The organism is Brevundimonas fontaquae (genome assembly GCF_017086445.1).
GTDB lineage: Bacteria > Pseudomonadota > Alphaproteobacteria > Caulobacterales > Caulobacteraceae > Brevundimonas > Brevundimonas fontaquae.
This window is the reverse complement of the sequence record NZ_CP070968.1, coordinates 1,962,180-1,979,652: the sequence shown is the minus strand read 5'-3', so window position 1 is coordinate 1,979,652 and position 17,473 is coordinate 1,962,180. Positions and strand designations below refer to the sequence as shown.

The 17,473-nt window shown below is 64.8% G+C and carries 19 protein-coding genes; 1 reads left to right on the top strand and 18 read right to left on the bottom strand.

What is annotated here, in order from left to right:
- Positions 1-4: 4 nt before the first annotated feature.
- The 18 genes from nuoN to JX001_RS09590 all read right to left on the bottom strand — a co-directional run bounded on the left by nuoN (position 5) and on the right by JX001_RS09590 (position 15,575).
- On the bottom strand, positions 5-1,447 hold the full coding sequence (gene nuoN, locus JX001_RS09675) for an NADH-quinone oxidoreductase subunit NuoN (protein WP_205680897.1): 1,443 nt from the start codon (positions 1,445-1,447) through the stop codon (positions 5-7).
- A gap of 9 nt (positions 1,448-1,456) precedes the next feature.
- Positions 1,457-2,941, bottom strand: coding sequence for an NADH-quinone oxidoreductase subunit M (locus JX001_RS09670; protein WP_205680896.1), 1,485 nt, complete (start codon positions 2,939-2,941; stop codon positions 1,457-1,459).
- A 4-nt stretch (positions 2,942-2,945) separates the two neighbouring features.
- A complete protein-coding gene (gene nuoL / locus JX001_RS09665; RefSeq protein ID WP_205680895.1) occupies positions 2,946-5,033 on the bottom strand; it encodes an NADH-quinone oxidoreductase subunit L in 2,088 nt (695 codons plus the stop codon).
- Between the two features lie 2 nt (positions 5,034-5,035).
- Positions 5,036-5,341: an NADH-quinone oxidoreductase subunit NuoK gene (nuoK, locus tag JX001_RS09660; protein WP_039247409.1), complete on the bottom strand. Its 306-nt coding sequence runs from the start codon at positions 5,339-5,341 to the stop codon at positions 5,036-5,038.
- Positions 5,341-5,967 (bottom strand): NADH-quinone oxidoreductase subunit J, encoded by a 627-nt coding sequence (locus JX001_RS09655; protein ID WP_017503986.1) that lies wholly within the window; start codon positions 5,965-5,967, stop codon positions 5,341-5,343. Before JX001_RS09655 ends, nuoK begins: the two co-directional genes overlap by 1 nt.
- A 73-nt stretch (positions 5,968-6,040) precedes the next feature.
- On the bottom strand, positions 6,041-6,532 hold the full coding sequence (gene nuoI, locus JX001_RS09650; RefSeq protein ID WP_017503987.1) for an NADH-quinone oxidoreductase subunit NuoI: 492 nt from the start codon (positions 6,530-6,532) through the stop codon (positions 6,041-6,043).
- Positions 6,532-6,720: a hypothetical protein gene (locus JX001_RS09645; protein WP_038293444.1), complete on the bottom strand. Its 189-nt coding sequence runs from the start codon at positions 6,718-6,720 to the stop codon at positions 6,532-6,534. Before JX001_RS09645 ends, nuoI begins: the two co-directional genes overlap by 1 nt.
- The gene (locus tag JX001_RS09640; protein ID WP_112862098.1) at positions 6,717-6,938 is read right to left on the bottom strand and encodes a hypothetical protein; all 222 of its coding nucleotides are present in this window, start codon (positions 6,936-6,938) and stop codon (positions 6,717-6,719) included. The genes JX001_RS09645 and JX001_RS09640 overlap by 4 nt, the downstream gene beginning before the upstream one ends.
- A complete protein-coding gene (gene nuoH / locus JX001_RS09635) occupies positions 6,938-8,011 on the bottom strand; it encodes an NADH-quinone oxidoreductase subunit NuoH (RefSeq protein WP_184278363.1) in 1,074 nt (357 codons plus the stop codon). Before nuoH ends, JX001_RS09640 begins: the two co-directional genes overlap by 1 nt.
- A gap of 3 nt (positions 8,012-8,014) precedes the next feature.
- The gene (nuoG, locus tag JX001_RS09630) at positions 8,015-10,060 is read right to left on the bottom strand and encodes an NADH-quinone oxidoreductase subunit NuoG (RefSeq protein WP_205680894.1); all 2,046 of its coding nucleotides are present in this window, start codon (positions 10,058-10,060) and stop codon (positions 8,015-8,017) included.
- A complete protein-coding gene (locus tag JX001_RS09625) occupies positions 10,060-10,449 on the bottom strand; it encodes a hypothetical protein (RefSeq protein WP_205680893.1) in 390 nt (129 codons plus the stop codon). The genes nuoG and JX001_RS09625 overlap by 1 nt, the downstream gene beginning before the upstream one ends.
- Before the next feature lie 2 nt (positions 10,450-10,451).
- Positions 10,452-11,765, bottom strand: coding sequence for an NADH-quinone oxidoreductase subunit NuoF (gene nuoF, locus JX001_RS09620; RefSeq protein WP_091747082.1), 1,314 nt, complete (start codon positions 11,763-11,765; stop codon positions 10,452-10,454).
- A 5-nt stretch (positions 11,766-11,770) separates the two neighbouring features.
- The gene (locus JX001_RS09615) at positions 11,771-12,034 is read right to left on the bottom strand and encodes a hypothetical protein (protein WP_017503994.1); all 264 of its coding nucleotides are present in this window, start codon (positions 12,032-12,034) and stop codon (positions 11,771-11,773) included.
- Complete coding sequence (gene nuoE, locus JX001_RS09610) at positions 12,034-12,711, bottom strand: NADH-quinone oxidoreductase subunit NuoE (RefSeq protein WP_205680892.1); 678 nt, start codon at positions 12,709-12,711, stop codon at positions 12,034-12,036. Before nuoE ends, JX001_RS09615 begins: the two co-directional genes overlap by 1 nt.
- On the bottom strand, positions 12,708-13,886 hold the full coding sequence (locus tag JX001_RS09605) for an NADH-quinone oxidoreductase subunit D (protein WP_088582886.1): 1,179 nt from the start codon (positions 13,884-13,886) through the stop codon (positions 12,708-12,710). Before JX001_RS09605 ends, nuoE begins: the two co-directional genes overlap by 4 nt.
- Before the next feature lie 86 nt (positions 13,887-13,972).
- A complete protein-coding gene (locus tag JX001_RS09600; RefSeq protein WP_205680891.1) occupies positions 13,973-14,602 on the bottom strand; it encodes an NADH-quinone oxidoreductase subunit C in 630 nt (209 codons plus the stop codon).
- Entirely contained in the window at positions 14,599-15,228 is a 630-nt protein-coding gene (locus tag JX001_RS09595) for a NuoB/complex I 20 kDa subunit family protein (protein WP_205680890.1), read from the bottom strand. The genes JX001_RS09600 and JX001_RS09595 overlap by 4 nt, the downstream gene beginning before the upstream one ends.
- Positions 15,198-15,575 carry an NADH-quinone oxidoreductase subunit A gene (locus JX001_RS09590; RefSeq protein WP_205680889.1) on the bottom strand — a complete coding sequence of 126 codons (378 nt, stop codon included), beginning with the start codon at positions 15,573-15,575 and terminating at the stop codon, positions 15,198-15,200. The genes JX001_RS09595 and JX001_RS09590 overlap by 31 nt, the downstream gene beginning before the upstream one ends.
- Before the next feature lie 205 nt (positions 15,576-15,780).
- On the opposite strand from JX001_RS09590, the gene JX001_RS09585 reads away from it, so the two are divergent.
- Positions 15,781-17,412 (top strand): AbgT family transporter, encoded by a 1,632-nt coding sequence (locus JX001_RS09585; RefSeq protein WP_205680888.1) that lies wholly within the window; start codon positions 15,781-15,783, stop codon positions 17,410-17,412.
- The last annotated feature ends 61 nt before the right edge of the window (positions 17,413-17,473 follow it).

The following is a 17,473-nucleotide window of genomic DNA, read 5'->3' as shown; positions in this document are numbered from 1 at the left end:
CGCCCTACCCGTTCCCGAAGCCGGCGCTCGCAGCCTTGGTCAGCGGCTCCAGCCAGGTCAGACCGACAATCACCAAGGGGAAGGCGAAGGCGGCGCAGGCCCACCCGATCCACTTCGCCTCGACCGGCGCGGCGTCGGTGGCGATGTCATCCACCGGCGCATCGAACCACATCAGCTTGATGATGCGCAGATAATAGAAGGCGGCGACTACCGAGGCGACCAGACCGGCGGCCGCGACGGGCCACAGCCCTGCATCGGCGGCGGCGCCAAACACATAGTATTTGCCCCAGAACCCCGAGAACGGCGGCATGCCCAGGACCGACAGCGAAAGGATGGTCAGGGCCACTGCGGTCAGCGGACGATCCTTCTTCAATCCGGCCAGATCGGCGATGCGGCGGATCGGACGGCCCGACTTGGACAGGCTGAGCAGGATGGCGAAGAAGCCCAACTGGTCGATGACATACAGCGTCATGAACATCAGCATGGCCTGCAGGCCCTCGGCCGTGCCCGCCGCAATGCCCAGCAGGGCGTAACCGATGTTGGCGATCGAGGAATAGGCCAGCAGGCGCTGGATGTCCTTTTGAGCCAGACCGCCAAAGGCGCCGACGATGAAGCTGATCAGCGAGATGGCGATCAGGACCTGCGACCACTGCGCGTGGGCGTCGCCGAAACCATTTTCCAGCGCGCGGGCGATCAGCACCATGGCCGCGACCTTGGGCGCCGTGGCGAACAGGGCCACGACCGGCGTCGGCGCGCCTTCATAGACGTCTGGCGTCCACATGTGGAACGGCGCGGCCGAAACCTTGAACGCCAGGCCGCAGATCAGGAAGACCAGGCCGAAGACCAGGCCCGGGCCGGGATTGTCGGCGGCGACGGCGGCGATGTCTTCGAACCGCATCGAGCCGGCGAAGCCGTAGATCAGGCTGGCGCCATACAGCAGCAGGCCCGACGACAGTGCGCCCAGGACAAAATACTTCAGACCAGCTTCCGACGCCTTGACGTCGTTGCGGTGGAAGGCGGCCAGAACATACAGGGCCAGCGAGTGCAGCTCGATCCCGACGTACATGGAGATCAGGTCGCCCGAGGACGCCATCATCCCCATGCCGGCCGAGGCCAGCACGATCAGGACCGGATATTCGAACTTGGCGATGCGCGTGCGCTTCATCCAGCCGTCGCCCAGCACGACCGCCACGGCGGCCGACAGATAGATCAGGCTCTTGGCGTAGATGGCCAGAGGATCGGCGACATAGGCGCCGTTGAAGGCGACGCCCCACGGCCCGACGATCGAGATGACCGATGCGGCGATCAGCAGCAGGACCGACAGGATCGAGACCAGACGGGCGCTTTTGTCGCCCATGAAGGCGCCGACCATCAGCAGGACCAGGGCGCCGACCGCGAGGGTGACTTCCGAGGCGGCGAGATGCAGGGCGGAGGATAGATCAGGCATCTGTAAGTCTCACCCGCCGATCGCGGCGCGATACGCGCTGGTCAGGGCCTCGACGGCAGGCCCGGTGTAATCGAGGACGGAGGCCGGATGGACCCCCAGCCAGATGGTGCCGACGATCAGGGGCACGAACAGCAGCAGTTCGCGCTTGTCGATGTCGGTGATGGTCTCAAGCTTCGGATTGGTGATCTCGCCGAACATGACCGCGCGGTACAGGGTCAGGGCATAGACCGCCGAGAAGATGACGCCCGAGGCCGCGACCAGCGCCGCCCAGGTCGAGGCGTTGTAGGCCCCGGTCATGGTCAGAACTTCGCCGATGAAGCCCGAGGTGCCCGGCAGACCGACGTTGGCCATGGTGAACATCAGGAAGATGGCGGCGTACCACGGCATCTTGGAGGTCAGGCCGCCGTAGAAGGCGATCTCGCGAGTGTGCATCCGGTCGTAGACGACGCCGACGCACAGGAACAGCGCGCCCGAGATCAGGCCGTGGCTGATCATCTGGAAGATGGCGCCCTGCATGCCGATGTCGTTGCCGGCGAAGATGCCCAGGGTCACAAAGCCCATGTGGGCCACGGACGAATAGGCGATCAGCTTCTTGATGTCCGTCTGACGCCAGGCGACCAGCGACGTATAGACGATGGCGATCACCGACAAGGTGAAGACCAGCGGCCTGAACATCTCCGACGCCATCGGGAACATCGGCACGTTGAACAGGATGAAGCCGTAGCCGCCCAGCTTCAGCAGAATACCCGCCAGGATGACCGAACCGGCCGTCGGCGCCTGAACGTGGGCGTCGGGCAGCCAGGTGTGGACCGGCCACATCGGCATCTTGACCGCGAACGAGGCGAAGAAGGCCAGCCAAAGGATCGGCTGGACGGCCGGATCGAAGGCGAAACGCTTCAGCTCGGGAATGCTGGTGGTGCCCGCCTCATGCGCCATCCACAGCATGGCCAGCAGCATCAGGACGGACCCCAGCAGGGTGTAGAGGAAGAACTTGTAGGCCGCATAGATACGGTTCTGACCGCCCCAGATGCCGATGATCAGGAACATCGGGACCAGGGTGCCTTCGAAGAAGATGTAGAAGAGGAACAGGTCCAGCGAGGTGAACACCCCGATAACCAGCGTCTCCAGCACCAGGAAGGCGATCATATATTCGACGACGCGCGTCTCGACCGACTTCCAGCTGGCCAGGATGCAGATCGGCATCAGGAAGGCCGTCAGGAGCACAAACAGGATCGAGATCCCGTCGACGCCCAAATGATAGCTGGCGCCCGCGAACCACGGGACCAGCTCCACGAACTGATAGCTGGTGTTGGCAGAATCGAAGCCGGCGACCAGCACAACCGACACCGCCAGGGTGACCAGGGTGGTGATCAACGCGATCCAACGGGCGGCCGGCGCGGTCGCATCGGCCGACTTTGACGTCAGCCGGGCGGCGAAGATCGCCATGGCCCCGACCAGGGGCAGGAATGTAACGAGGCTCAGGATGTAGGGCACGAGATCAGGCTCCCCACGCGAGGATGGCGAAGGTGAGCAGACCAGCCACCCCGAGCAGCATCACGAAGGCGTAGTGATAGACATAGCCGGACTGGATCTTGCCCAGTCGAGCGGCGGATTTCAGCGACACCCAGGCGGCGCCGTTCGGGCCCAGACCGTCGATGATCTTCACGTCGCAGATCTTCCAGAAGAAGTTCCCGATGGCGCGGAAGCCGCGCACGAAGACGAAGTCGTACAGCTCGTCGAAATACCACTTGTTGTAGAGGAAGCGGTAGATGACGCCGTTCCGCTCGGCCATGCGACGGCCCATGCCCTCGCGAGCGACGTAGATCCAATAGGCGACGGCGGTGCCGATCAGCGTCAGGATCAGCGGCGACCATTTCACCCAGGTCGGAACGTCGTGGCTTTCGTGCAGGACGTGGTTGTTCGTGCCGGTGAAGATCGCGCCGCGCCAGAACCCGCCCTCGTGGTGGCCGATGAAGTGCGGCGCGAAGACGAAGCCGGCGGCGACGGCGCCGACCGACAGCAGGATCAGCGGGATCAGCATGACCAGCGGGCTCTCATGCGGCTTCAGCGGGCCATGATGACCGTGGTCGTCATGCGAATGATCGTCGTGATGATCGCCCACCGGCTCGGAATGGGTTTCCAGCTGGGCGTGAGAGGCGTGATCGTCAGCATGATGGGCGTCGCCCTCTTCCTTCCACACCGGCTTGTTGTGGAAGGTCATGAAGACCAGGCGCCACGAATAGTAGGCCGTCAGACCGGCGGCGATGATGCCAACGAAGAAGGCGAACAGACCGATGGCCGAGTGACCCGAGGCTGCCGAAGCATAGGCGCTCTCGATGATCGAATCCTTGGAGTAGAATCCGGCGAAGCCGCCGACGCCGGGGATGCCAAGGCCGGTGATGGCGATGGTGCCGATGGTCATTACCGCATAGGTGACGGGCAGCAGCTTCCACAGGCCGCCCATCTTCCGCATGTCCTGCTCGTGGTGCATGCCGTGGATCACCGAACCCGCGCCCAGGAACAGCAGGGCCTTGAAGAAGGCGTGCGTGAACAGGTGAAACATGGCGGCCTGATAGGCGCCGACGCCCGCCGCGAAGAACATGTAGCCCAGCTGCGAACAGGTCGAATAGGCGATGACCCGCTTGATGTCGTTCTGGGTCAGGCCGACCGTGGCGGCGAACAGGGCCGTGATCGCGCCGATGATGGCGATGATCTGCGACGCGCCCGGCGCATATTCATAGATCGGGCTCAGCAGGCAGACCATATAGACGCCAGCCGTGACCATGGTCGCGGCGTGGATCAGGGCCGACACAGGCGTCGGGCCTTCCATCGCGTCCGGCAACCAGGTGTGCAGGAAGAACTGGGCCGATTTGCCCATGGCGCCGATGAACAGCAGGAACCCGGCCAGGTCCAGCGCGGACCACTGAACGCCCAAGAACTCCCATGTCGTGCCGGCCTTGGTGGCGATCAGCGGGAACAGTTCGGCGAAGTTGATGGTGCCGTACATCCAGAAGATCGTCATGATCCCCAGCACGAAACCGAAGTCGCCGACGCGGTTGACGACGAAGGCCTTGATCGCGGCGGCGCTGGCCGTCGGCTTCTTGAACCAGAAGCCGATCAGCAGATAGGACGCCAGGCCCACGCCTTCCCAGCCGAAGAAGATCTGCATGAAGTCGGCCGCTGTCACCAGCGCCAGCATCATGAAGGTAAACAACGACAGATAGGCGAAGAAGCGCGGCCGGCTGTCGTCCTCGGCCATGTAGCCCCAAGAATACAGGTGAACCAGCGACGACACGCTGGTGACCACGATCAGCATGGTGGCCGACAGGGCGTCGATGCGGATCGACCAGGCCGACTGGAAGTCGCCGACATTGATGAAGGGCGCCAGACGGATGGTGAAGGGCTCCATATGGCCCCAGGTCCATTGGCCGAACACCGTCCAGGCCACGGCGCACGAGAAGAACAGCAGGCCGGTCGTGACGGCCTGCGACGGGATATTGCCGATCCGGCGTCCGAAGAAGCCGGCGATGGCCGCGCCCAGCAGCGGGGCGAAGATCCCGAGAATGACGAGGGTATGGAAGGTCACGCTCAGCCCTTCATCACGGAGGCGTCGTCCACGGCGATGTCGCCGCGGTTACGGAAGAAGGTCACCAGGATCGCCAGGCCGACGGCGGCCTCGGCCGCGGCGACGGTCAGGACGAACATCGCCATGATCTGCCCGCTGATCTCGTTCAGATAGGCCGAGAAGGCGACGAAGTTGATGTTCACAGCCAGCAGGATCAGCTCGATCGACATCAGGATGATGATGACGTTCTTGCGGTTCACGAAGATGCCGAACACCCCGATGGTGAACAGGATCGCAGCGACCGTCAGATAGTGGGTCAGACCGATCATCAGAGAAGCTCCTCGGCGCTGACGCCTTCGCCCGTGGCGGCGGACTTGATCTCGACCGACTTGCGACGATCGCGGTTCACTTGGTCGCCGGGGTTCTGGCGTTTGATGTGCGGCTTGTGGCGCAGGGTCAGGGTAATGGCGCCGATCATCGCGATCAGCAGCACGATCCCAGCCGCCTGGAAGAAGTAAACATAGTCTGTGTAGAGAACGCGGCCGATGGCCTCGACATTCGTCACGCTGGCGTCCGGCGCGCCCGGCGCCGGCAGGCCCGCGGCGGCGCCGCCCTGAACCACGGCGACCGAGACGATGATCATCTCGACCAACAGCACGGCGGCGATGATGGCGCCCAGCGGCAGATAGCGCGCGTAGCCTTCGCGCAGCTTCAGGAAGTCCACGTCCAGCATCATGACGACGAACAGGAACAGCACCGCGACCGCGCCCACATAGACGACGACCAGCAGCATCGCCAGGAACTCGGCGCCCAGCAGGACGAACAGACCCGCTGACGAGAAGAAGGCCAGGATCAACCACAGCACGCTGTGCACCGGGTTGCGCGCGGTCACGACCAGAAGGCCAGAAACCGTGGCGACCGCCGCCAGCAGATAGAAGGCTATGCCTTGCAGCATGTCGGGACGAAGCCCCTTTCGTATCGGCCGCGACCCCGTTCAGGAATCGCCGACCCGTTTAGCGAGATGCGCCTTAGCGGTAAGGCGCGTCGAGTTCCAGATTCTTGGCGATCTGCCGTTCCCAGCGGTCGCCGTTATCGAGCAGGCGTTGCTTGTCGTAGAGCAACTCTTCGCGCGTCTCGACGGCGAACTCCGAATTTGGCCCTTCCACGATGGCGTCCACCGGGCAGGCCTCCTGGCACAGGCCGCAGTAGATGCATTTGACCATGTCGATGTCGTAGCGGGTCGTGCGGCGGCTGCCGTCCGCGCGCGGCTCGGCCTCGATGGTGATGGCCTGGGCGGGGCAGATGGCTTCGCAGAGCTTGCAGGCGATGCAGCGTTCCTCGCCGTTCGCATAGCGACGCAGCGCGTGCTCGCCACGGAAGCGCGGCGACTGCGGATTGCGCTCGAACGGATAGTTCACCGTCATCTTGGGACGGGCCATATACTTCAGCGACAGACCGATGGCGCCGATGACGTCCAGCATCATCGCGCCCTTGGTCGCCTGGACGATACGGGTGAACATCAGGGCTTATCCTTGGGGGCGGGCGTCGTCGGAGTTTGGGAGGCGGTCGGCTGTCTGCCGCGCCAGTCGCGCTCGATGCGCTCCTGACGACGTTCCCATTGATAGCTGGATTCCGGCATGCGCGTATCGGGCGCACAGGCCAAAAGGGCTGGCGTCGCGGCAAGCGTCGACAGGAAAAGACGGGTCATCGCGCCACCCGTATGCGGTTCTTGCAGTCGTTCGACTCAAAGTGGGGATCGTCCGGGCTCATCATCCGGCACAGGCGAAGGCGTTCGTCGTCATGGCGACGCTCGATAGCGCGTTCATCCGCCGAGGGCTGACGTTCAGCCGGCCAGATCTTGCCGGGCGCACAGGCGCCCAGTGTGGACAGGGCGACCAAGCCTGGCACGAGATGACGCTTGTTCATCACGACCCCACCACGAAGACGCGCCAGGCCGATACGATCACAACCGCGACCAACGACGTCGGCAGGAAGATCTTCCAGCCCAGGCGCATCAGCTGGTCATAGCGATAGCGCGGCACGAAGGCCTTCACCATCGAGATCATGATGAACCAGAAGACCGTCTTGGCCATGAAGGTCAGCAGGTAGATCGTATAGGCGATCCAGGCCGGCAGACTGTCCATCCAGGCCTGCGGCACGCCGGGGTTCCAGCCGCCGAAGAACAGCAGGCTGATCATCGCCGACATGAAGACGATGTTGACGTATTCGCCCATCATGAACAGCAGATACGGCGTCGAGCTGTATTCGACCTGATAACCGGCGACCAGTTCGGACTCGGCCTCGGGCAGGTCGAACGGCGGGCGGTTGGTCTCGGCCAGGGCCGAGATGAAGAAGATGATCGACATCGGGAACAGGATCACCACCAGCGGCCAGGTGTCGGCGCCGCCGCCGAAGCCATACCAGTTCCAGAACATGCCCTTCTGGCTGTCGACGATGGCCGACAGGTTCATGGTGCCGGCCAGCAGGATCACATTGATGATGATCAGGCCCAGCGAGACTTCATAGGACACCATCTGCGCCGCCGAACGCAGCGAGCCCAGGAACGGATACTTCGAGTTCGAAGCCCAACCGCCCATGATGATGCCGTAAACGCCCAGCGACGACACGGCGAAGATGTACAGGATGCCGACGTTCAGGTCCGACACCACCCAGCCGGGCGCGAACGGAATGACCGCCCAGGCCATGAAGGCCAGGATGACGGTGATGATCGGGGCGATGATGAAGACCGCCTTGTCCGCGCCGGCCGGGATCACGACCTCCTTCAGCACGAACTTGATCATGTCCGCGAAGGATTGAAGCAGGCCGAAGGGACCGACGACGTTCGGACCCTTGCGCATCTGCACCCCGGCCCAGACCTTGCGGTCGGCCAGCAGCAGGAAGGCGACGGCGATCAGCACGCCGACCGTGATCAGCAGGACCTGGCCGACCGTGATCAGCGTCCAGCCCAGAGGGGTGGCCCAGAAGGAAACGGGGTCCATGGCTTACTCCGCCGCCATTGCGACCGGCTGGGTCCGCAGGGCGGACAGCTCGGCCATCGTCGCGCTGGCGCGCGCTATCGGATTGGAAAGATACGGGTCGGTCACGGCCGAGACGAAGGCGCGGTCGCCCAGATCGCCCTTGGCGCCCAGGGCCGCCACGTCGAACGCCGCCGGCGCGGGCAGATAGTCGATCCGGCCAAAGGTCGGGTGATCGCCCATCAGCTTGGCGCGCAGTTGCTCCAGCGTGTCGTAGGGCAGCGTCTGATCGACGCGCGCCGACAGGGCGCGGATGATGGCCCAGTCTTCCTTGGCCTCGCCCTTGGGGAAGACAACGCGTTCGGCCATCTGCACCCGGCCCTCGGTGTTGACGTACAGGCCGGCCTTCTCGGTATAGGCCGCGCCCGGCAGGATCACGTCCGCGCCGTGCGCGCCGCGGTCGCCGTGGCTGCCCAGATAGACGCGGAAGGCGTTCGAACCGGTCGGATCGACCTCGTCGGCGCCCAGCAGGAACAGCACGTCCAGCGCATCCGGCTTCAGCATTTCGGCGACGGTCAGGCCGCCCTCAGCTGGCACGAAGCCCATGTCCAGACCGGCGACGCGCGACGCGGCGTGGTGCAGGACGTTGAAGCCGTTCCAGCCGTCAGCGACGACGCCGACGTTCTTGGCCAGGGCGCCGAGTGCGTTCAGCACGGCCGGACCGCCCTCCCCGCCCAGCGCGCCGGAGCCGACGATGATCGCCGGGCGCTCGGCCTTGGTCAGGAAGTCCAGCGCTGACTTCGGCAACTTGGCCAGGGTCTGCGTGCCTGCGCCCAGATAGGCATAGTCGAAGGTCAGGTCGGCCTGTTCGCCGATCAGACCGATCTCCATGTCGCCCTTCAGCCAGGCCTTGCGCAGGCGGGCGTTCAGCAGCGGCGCCTCGGTACGCGGATTGGCGCCGACGATCAGAACGGCGTCAGCCTTTTCAATGCCTTCCAGGCCGGAGTTGAACAGCCATCCCTCGCGCGGGCCGTAGCCCACGGCGGCGCCGTCCTGGCGGCAGTCGGTGTTGTTCGACCCCAGTGCGCGGAACAGGTCCAGCGTCGCCTTCATCGACTCGGCGTCCTGCAGGTCGCCGGCGATGACGCCGACGCGGTCAGCCGGCGCGGCCTTCAGCTTGGCGGCGACGGCGTCCAGCGCCTCGTTCCACGACGCGGCGCGCAGCTTGCCGTTCTCGCGGATCCACGGACGGTCCAGACGACGCGCGGTCAGGCCGTCGACGACGTAGCGGCTCTTGTCCGACAGCCACTCCTCGTTGATGCCCTCATTGACGCGCGGCAGCACGCGCATGACCTCGGACCCGCGATAGTCGGCGCGGATGTTCGAACCCAGGGCGTCCATGACGTCGATGGTCTCGGTCTTCTTCAGTTCCCACGGACGATAGTGGTACTGCCACGGACGGTGCGTCAGGGCGCCGACCGGGCACAGGTCATTGACGTTGCCCGACAGTTCCGAGGCGACCGACTTCTCCAGATAGGTCGTGATTTCGGCGTCCTCGCCGCGCGAGATCATGCCGATGTCCGGCACGCCGGCGACTTCGGTGATGAAGCGGACGCAACGCGTGCACTGAATGCAGCGCGTCATGAAGGTCTTGATGGTCGGCCCCATCGCCTTCTCTTCGACCGCGCGTTTGTTCTCCGAATAGCGCGAGCCGTCGCGGCCGTAGCCGACCGACTGGTCCTGCAGGTCGCATTCGCCGCCCTGGTCGCAGATCGGACAATCCAGCGGGTGGTTGATGAGCAGGAACTCCATCACCCCTTCGCGAGCCTTCTTGACCATCGGCGTGTCGGTGAAGATTTCCTGACCGTCGGCGGCCGGAAGCGCGCACGAGGCCTGCGGCTTCGGCGGTCCAGGCTTCACCTCGACCAGGCACATGCGGCAGTTGCCGGCGATGGACAGGCGCTCGTGATAGCAGAAGCGCGGAATTTCTTGTCCGGCGCGTTCGGCGACCTGGAGCACGGTCATGCCGGGCTCGAACTCGGTTTCGACGCCGTTGACCTTGGCGATAGGCATCAGCGGGCCTCTTGCTTGGCGGCGGGAGCCGCCATTTGTACATCCACGGACATCCGCTGACCGTCGCGGAACAGGCCCGCACCGTCGGCTTCCGCCCGGCATTCGAATTCCAGCCTGCCGCCATCGACCGGCGCGCGCCACGACACCTGGGCCGTGCGTTCGCCGGTGGCGGTGAAGACGACGGCGTCGCCTTCCTGGCCATACATGCGGTTCACCACGTCGCGGCAGGCCGCTTCGAGGTTCGCCGGAGCCGCCGCCGTCGCGACAGGCGCGACTTCAGCAGGAGCCGCCGTCGCGGGCGCGGTCGACGCTTCAGGCGCAGCCTTTTCCCCCTCGCCGCAAGCGGCGAGGATCGGAAGCGTCAGCAACAGGGCGACGGCGAGGCGCATTTCTACTCCGCCGCGATCGCGTGGCCGGCGAAGTTCGCGCGGCGGCTGCGATAGTTGGCGATCCGCTCTTCGATCTCGTGACGGAAGTGACGGATCAACCCCTGAACCGGCCAGGCGGCCGCGTCGCCCAGGGCGCAGATGGTGTGGCCCTCGACCTGGCCGGCGACGTCCAGCAGCAGGTCGATTTCCGACGGATCGGCCTCGCCCACGGCCATCCGCTCCAGCACGCGCCACATCCAGCCGGTGCCTTCGCGGCACGGCGTGCACTGGCCGCAGCTCTCATGCTTGAAGAAGTAGCTGATGCGGGCGATCGCCTTCACGATATCGGTCGACTCGTCCATCACCGTCACGCCGGCGGTGCCCAGCGAAGAGCGAACCTCGCGCATGGAATCGAAGTCCATCAGGACCGTCTCGGCCTGTTCGCGCGTGATGACCGGGCAGGACGCGCCGCCGGGGATGATGGCCTTCAGATTGCTCCAGCCGCCACGCACGCCGCCGCCGTGATCCTCGATCAGCTGACGCAGCGGGATCGACATGGCCTCCTCGACCACGCAGGGCGTGTTCACGTGGCCAGACAGCGACATCAGCTTGGTGCCGGTGTTGTTCGGACGGCCGAAACTGGCGAACCAGTCGGCGCCGCGACGCAGGATCGTTCCGACGACGGCGATCGACTCGACGTTGTTCACCGTGGTCGGGCAGCCATACAGGCCCGCACCGGCCGGGAACGGCGGCTTAAGACGCGGTTGACCCTTCTTGCCTTCCAGCGATTCCAGCAGGGCCGTCTCTTCACCGCAGATGTATGCGCCCGCGCCGTGGTGGATATAGACGTGGAAGTCCCAGCCGTGGACGTTGCCGTCACCGATCAGCTTGGCGTCATAGGCCTGCTTGACGGCGGCTTCCATCCGCTCGCGTTCCAGCACGTATTCGCCGCGCAGATAGATGTAGCAGGCGTGGGCCTGCATCGCGAAGCTGGCGATCAGCGCGCCTTCGATCAGCAGGTGCGGATCATGGCGCATGATCTCGCGGTCCTTGCAGGTCGCGGGCTCGGATTCGTCGGCGTTGATGACCAGGTAGTGAGGACGATCCTTCACTTCCTTGGGCATGAACGACCACTTCAGGCCGGTCGAGAAGCCCGCGCCGCCGCGGCCACGCAGACCCGAGGCCTTGACGTTGTTGATGATCCAGTCGCGGCCAAGGTCCAGCATGTCCTTGGTGGCGTTCCAGGCGCCGCGGTTCTTCGCCCCGTCCAGCGTCCAGTCGTGGAAGCCGTACAGGTTGGTGAAGATGCGATCCTTGTCTTCGAGAATGCCGACCATGGCCCTCAGAGTCCTTCCGCCAGACGGCGCTTGTGGTGGCGCGTGCGCATCCAGATGGCCGCGATGACCATCACCCAGCCCGCCGCCAGCATGAAGTAGGAGAGATTGACCGCCCACGGTCCGACTGCGCCCTGACGCGAGATCAGGATCAGAACGGCCGCGCCGACGACCATGGCCAGGCCGCCCGCGCGCAGCGGACGACCGACGTTGCGCAGTTCCTTGCGGTAGGCTGCGCGGCCCTCCTCGGTGTTCAGATCCGGCGGCGACATCAGGCCGGCGCCTTCTCGACCGGCGCGGGGTCGCTGTTCGGCAGCTTATTGATCGGCTTGGCGGCCGAGCCGTCATACAGCGTCGCGTCGAGCAGGGTCTTTGGCCCGCCTTCCGGCGCCGCATTGGTGCGACCGATGTAGGAGCCCGGCTCGGGCGTCTTGCCGGCGGCGAAGTCGTCGATGATCTGGCCGATCGTCTCGGGCGTCAGATCCTCGAAATAGTAGTCGTTGATCTGGGCCATCGGCGCGTTGGAGCAGGCGCCCAGGCACTCGACTTCCTGCCAGGTGAAGCGACCGTCGGCGGACAGATGATCCTTGGGACCAATCTTCTCCTTGCAGACGCGCATCAGCTCATTGGCGCCGCGCAGCATGCACGGCGTGGTGCCGCACACCTGGATCAGCGCCGTCTTGCCGACCGGCTCCAGCATGAACATGGTGTAGAAGGTCGCGACCTCCAGCACCCGGATGTAAGCCATGTCCAGCAGTTCGGCGATGGCGCGGATGGCGGGTTCGGACACCCAACCTTCCTGCTTCTGCACCAGCCACAGGATCGGGATCACCGCCGACTGGCGACGGCTTTCCGGGTATTTCTTGATCCACCACTCGGCCTTGGCCGTCGTGTCGACCGTAAAAGCGAACGAGGCGGGCTGTTCCTTGGCGAGACGACGAACGCTCATCGGTCCACTTCTCCGAAAACGATGTCGAGCGAGCCCAGGATGGCGGACACGTCGGCCAGCTGGTGGCCGCGGTTCATCCAGTCCATCGCCTGGAGCGAGCGGAAGCCCGGCGCCGAGATCTTCACGCGATAGGGTTTGTTGGTGCCGTCCGACACCAGATATATGCCGAACTCGCCCTTGGGCGCCTCGACCGAGGCGTAGACTTCGCCCTCAGGCGTCTTGAAGCCCTCGGTATAGAGCTTGAAGTGGTGGATCAGCGATTCCATCGAGCGCTTCATCTCGCCACGGCGCGGCGGGACGATCTTGTTGTCCTCGACCATCACCGGCTCGCCGGGGCAGTTGCGCAGCTTGTGGATGCACTGCTCCATGATCCGCACCGACTGCTTCATCTCCTCGATGCGCACCAGATAGCGGTCCCAGCAGTCGCCGTTCTTGCCGACGACCACGTCGAAGTCGAGCTCGGCATAGCACTCATAGGGCTGCGACTTGCGCAGGTCCCAGGCGATGTTGGAGCCGCGCAGCATCACGCCGGTAAAGCCCCATTCCAGGGCCTGCTGCTTGGACACCACGCCGATGTCGACGTTGCGTTGCTTGAAGATGCGATTCTCGGTGACCAGGCTTTCGATGTCCTTCAGCGCCGGCGGGAACTCGTGGCACCAGCGGCCGATGTCGTCGATCAGATCCATCGGCAGGTCCTGGTGGACGCCGCCGGGACGGAAGTAGTTGGCGTGCAGACGGGCGCCGCAGGCGCGCTCGTAGAACACCATCAGCTTTTCGCGTTCCTCAAAGCCCCAGAGCGGCGGCGTCAGGGCGCCGACGTCCATGGCCTGGGTCGTCACGTTCAGCATGTGCGACAGGATGCGGCCGATTTCCGAATACAGGACGCGGATCAGCTGCGCCCGATACGGAACCTCGATGCCAAGCAGCTTCTCGATGGCCAGGCAGAAGGCGTGCTCCTGGTTCATCGGCGAGACGTAGTCCAACCGGTCCAGATACGGCACGTTCTGAAGGTAGGTGCGCGCCTCCATCAGCTTTTCGGTGCCGCGGTGCAGCAGGCCGATGTGCGGATCAACGCGCTCGACGATCTCGCCGTCCAGCTCCAGCACCAGGCGCAGCACGCCGTGCGCGGCCGGGTGTTGCGGACCGAAGTTGATTGTGAACTTGCGGTCTTCCATTTCGCGCGCATGGGCGGTGCGGGTGTCGAGGTCGTCCTCGAACACATCGACGCCCAGCGGCGGCAGGGTGGGGTTTCCGTCAGCCATTAGGCCTGGCCTCCCGCCTTCTCGTCGCCAGGCAGGACCGGCGCGGGGTATTCGGCGCCCTCCCAGGGCGACAGGAAGTCGAACGTGCGGAACTCTTGGGTCAACTTGACCGGTTCATAGACCACGCGGCGCTGTTCTTCGTCGTAGCGGACCTCGACATAGCCCGTCATCGGGAAGTCCTTGCGCAGCGGATGGCCTTCGAAGCCATAGTCCGTCAGCAGGCGACGCATGTCCGGGTGGCCCGAGAACAGCATGCCGTACATGTCGTAGGCTTCACGCTCGAACCAGTTGGCGGCCGGATAGGCCGAGATGACTGACGGCACCGGCTGGGTCTCATCGGTCGAGACCTTGACGCGCAATCGCGCGTTCCGCGTCATCGACAGCAGGTGATAGACCACCTCGAACCGCTCCTTGCGATCCGGATAGTCCACGCCGCACAGGTCGAGCAGCTGCTGGAAACCGAACTGATCGCGCAGCGCCGTCAGCACCTCGACGATCCGCTCGCGCGGGGCGACCAGCGTCAGCTCGCCGAAGGCCACCTGGGCCTCGACGCCCAGGGCGCCGACCATCTCGGCGCCCAGCGGCGTCAGAGCGGATTCGTGTTGCGCTTGAACAGCCAGAGAGGTCATCGGTCGATGGTCCCCGTGCGACGGATCTTCTTCTGCAGTTGCAGCAGGCCGTAAAGCAGCGCCTCCGCCGTCGGCGGGCAGCCGGGCACATAGACGTCCACCGGCACGACGCGGTCGCAACCGCGCACGACGCTGTAACTATAGTGGTAGTAGCCGCCGCCGTTGGCGCAGCTGCCCATCGACACGACGTAGCGCGGGTCGGGCATCTGATCGTATACCTTACGGATGGCCGGAGCCATCTTGTTGGTCAGGGTGCCAGCGACGATCATCAGGTCCGACTGACGCGGGCTGGCGCGCGGCGCCATGCCGAAGCGTTCGACGTCGAAGCGCGGCATCGACATCTGGATCATCTCGACCGCACAGCAGGCCAGGCCGAAGGTCATCCACATCAGCGAGCCGGTGCGCGCCCAGTTGATGACGTCGTCGGCGGCGGCGACCAGATAGCCGCGCTCGCCCAGCTCCATGTTCACGGCCTCGAAGAACTTGTCGTGGACCTTGGGATCATAGCCCTCGACGGTCGAGCGCGCGGCGGCGCCGGCCGGAACCAGCGGCGCGCCGGATGCAGACAACAGGCCGGCGGGCTTGGAAGCGGCGACTACTCCCATTCCAGGGCTCCCTTCTTCCATTCGTAGATGAAGCCGATGGTCAGCACGCCCAGGAAGACCATCATCGACCAGAAGGCGAACACCATGCCGGCGTGCGACAGATCGAACATCGACACCGCCCACGGGAACAGGAAGGCCACTTCCAGATCGAAGATGATGAACAGGATCGACACCAGATAGAAGCGGATGTCGAACTTCATCCGCGCATCGTCGAAGGCGTTGAAGCCGCACTCATAGGCCGACAGCTTCTCGCTATCGGGGCTCTTCGGCGCCAGCAGCAGCGGCAGCGCGATGAACAGAATGCCGATGAAGGCCGCGACGCCGGCGAACACCAGCACGGGCAGATATTCTAGAAGAAATGCGTTCATTCGAAGAACCTCGTCCGCCGGGGAGAGGCGGGATTCGGCGCTTCTTAGACCCAACAACGTCGCCGTTCAAACCCCTGCGGACATTGGCTTTTCATTGAGAACGGCTCGCAACTTTGCGCGCCATATGTCGCAGGGCCGGCGCTTGCGCGTCGCCGGGCTGCAAAGGCCTATTGGCGAGCCGATCGCGTAACCGAAAGTCATCCGAATGAGCCTAGCCAGCCGCGCCCTGAACGCTGTCGAACGCATCGGCAATCGACTGCCAGATCCCGTCTTCCTGTTCCTGTGGCTGATCGGCGGCCTGATCGTGCTCAGCATGGTCGGCGCCGGCCTGGGCTGGTCGGCCGTCAATCCGGTCACCGGCGATCAACTGGTCGCCAAGAGCCTGTTGTCGGCCGAGAATCTGGAACAGTTGATCATCGGCATGCCGCGCACGCTGGCGGACTTTCCGCCCCTCGGCATCGTCATCACCATCATCTATGGCGCTTCGGTCGCCGAACGCACAGGGATGTTCGCCACCGCCATTCGCGGCGCCCTGCTGAACGCCCCGCGTTCCATACTGACGCCCGTCGTCGTGATCACCGGCATGGTGTCCCATCACGCGTCGGACGCCTCCTATGTCGTGGTCATCCCGCTGGCGGCGGTCATCTTCGCCGCAGCGGGCCGCCATCCGCTGGCGGGTCTGGCCGCAGGCTTCGCCGCCGTGTCGGGCGGATACGCCGGCAACCTGTTTCCCGGCGCCAGCGACGCCTTGATCCTGGGCATCACCGAGCCGGCCGCCCGCCTGATCGATCCGTCCTATTCCGTGAACATCGCCGGCAACTGGTTCTTCATCGTCGGCGTCGTCTTCGTCTTCACCCCCATCGTCTGGTTCCTGACCGACCGGGTGATCGAGCCGCGTCTCGGCGTCTGGAAGCCGTCAGAGGGCGTCGCCGCCCCGAACGCTTCGGAAAAACAGCCCCTGACCGCCGCCGAAAAGCGCGGCCTGAAGTTCGCCGGCCTGGCGCTTCTGGGCATGATCGCGCTCTGGGCCCTGCTGACCTTCATACCGGGCTCGCCGTTCGTCGATCCCGAGGTGGACCCGGAGCAGAAGTTCAATCCACTCTACAAGTCCCTGGTCGCCTTCTTCGCCATCACATTCTTCGTCACCGGCGGCGCCTATGGCGCGGGAGCCGGCACGATCCAGTCGCACCGCGACATGGTCACGATGATGCGCGACGGCATCGCCCAGTTGGCGCCCTATATCGTGCTGGCCTTCTTCGCCGCCCACTTCGTGGCCATGTTCAACTGGTCGGGCCTGGGGCCGATCCTGGCGGTCAATGCGGCGGCCGGACTGAAGACCCTGGCCCTGCCCGCCCCTCTGCTTCTGATCTGCGTGGTCTTCGTCTCGTGCTTCTTTGACCTGTTCATCGGCTCGGCCTCGGCCAAGTGGTCGGCCCTGGCGCCCATCGTGGTGCCGATGTTCATGTTGCTGGGCATTTCGCCGGAGATGACGACCGCCGCCTATCGCATGGGAGACTCCGTCACCAACATCGCCACGCCGTTGATGAGCTACTTCCCGCTGATCCTGACCTTCGCCCAGCGATGGGATCCGCGATTCGGCCTTGGCTCCCTGATGGCGACCATGCTGCCCTACGCCGGGGCCTTCCTGGTCGCCGGTCTGGCCATGGTCGCGGCCTGGGTCGCCTTCGACTTGCCGTTGGGGCCGGACGTCGGCGTCCATTATGAACCGCCACCTCCCGCTGTGGCGGCCCATGAGCCTGCCGACGGCGGCGTAGCGGGCCCGCACAGCCCGCCCCAGGCGGCGATGGTCGCACCGTCCACAGCCCCTTCGCGTTGAGGGGCGCGTTTCTCCGAAAAGGTCGCTTGACGCGATGTGTCAGCCCGCCTAAACGACGCCC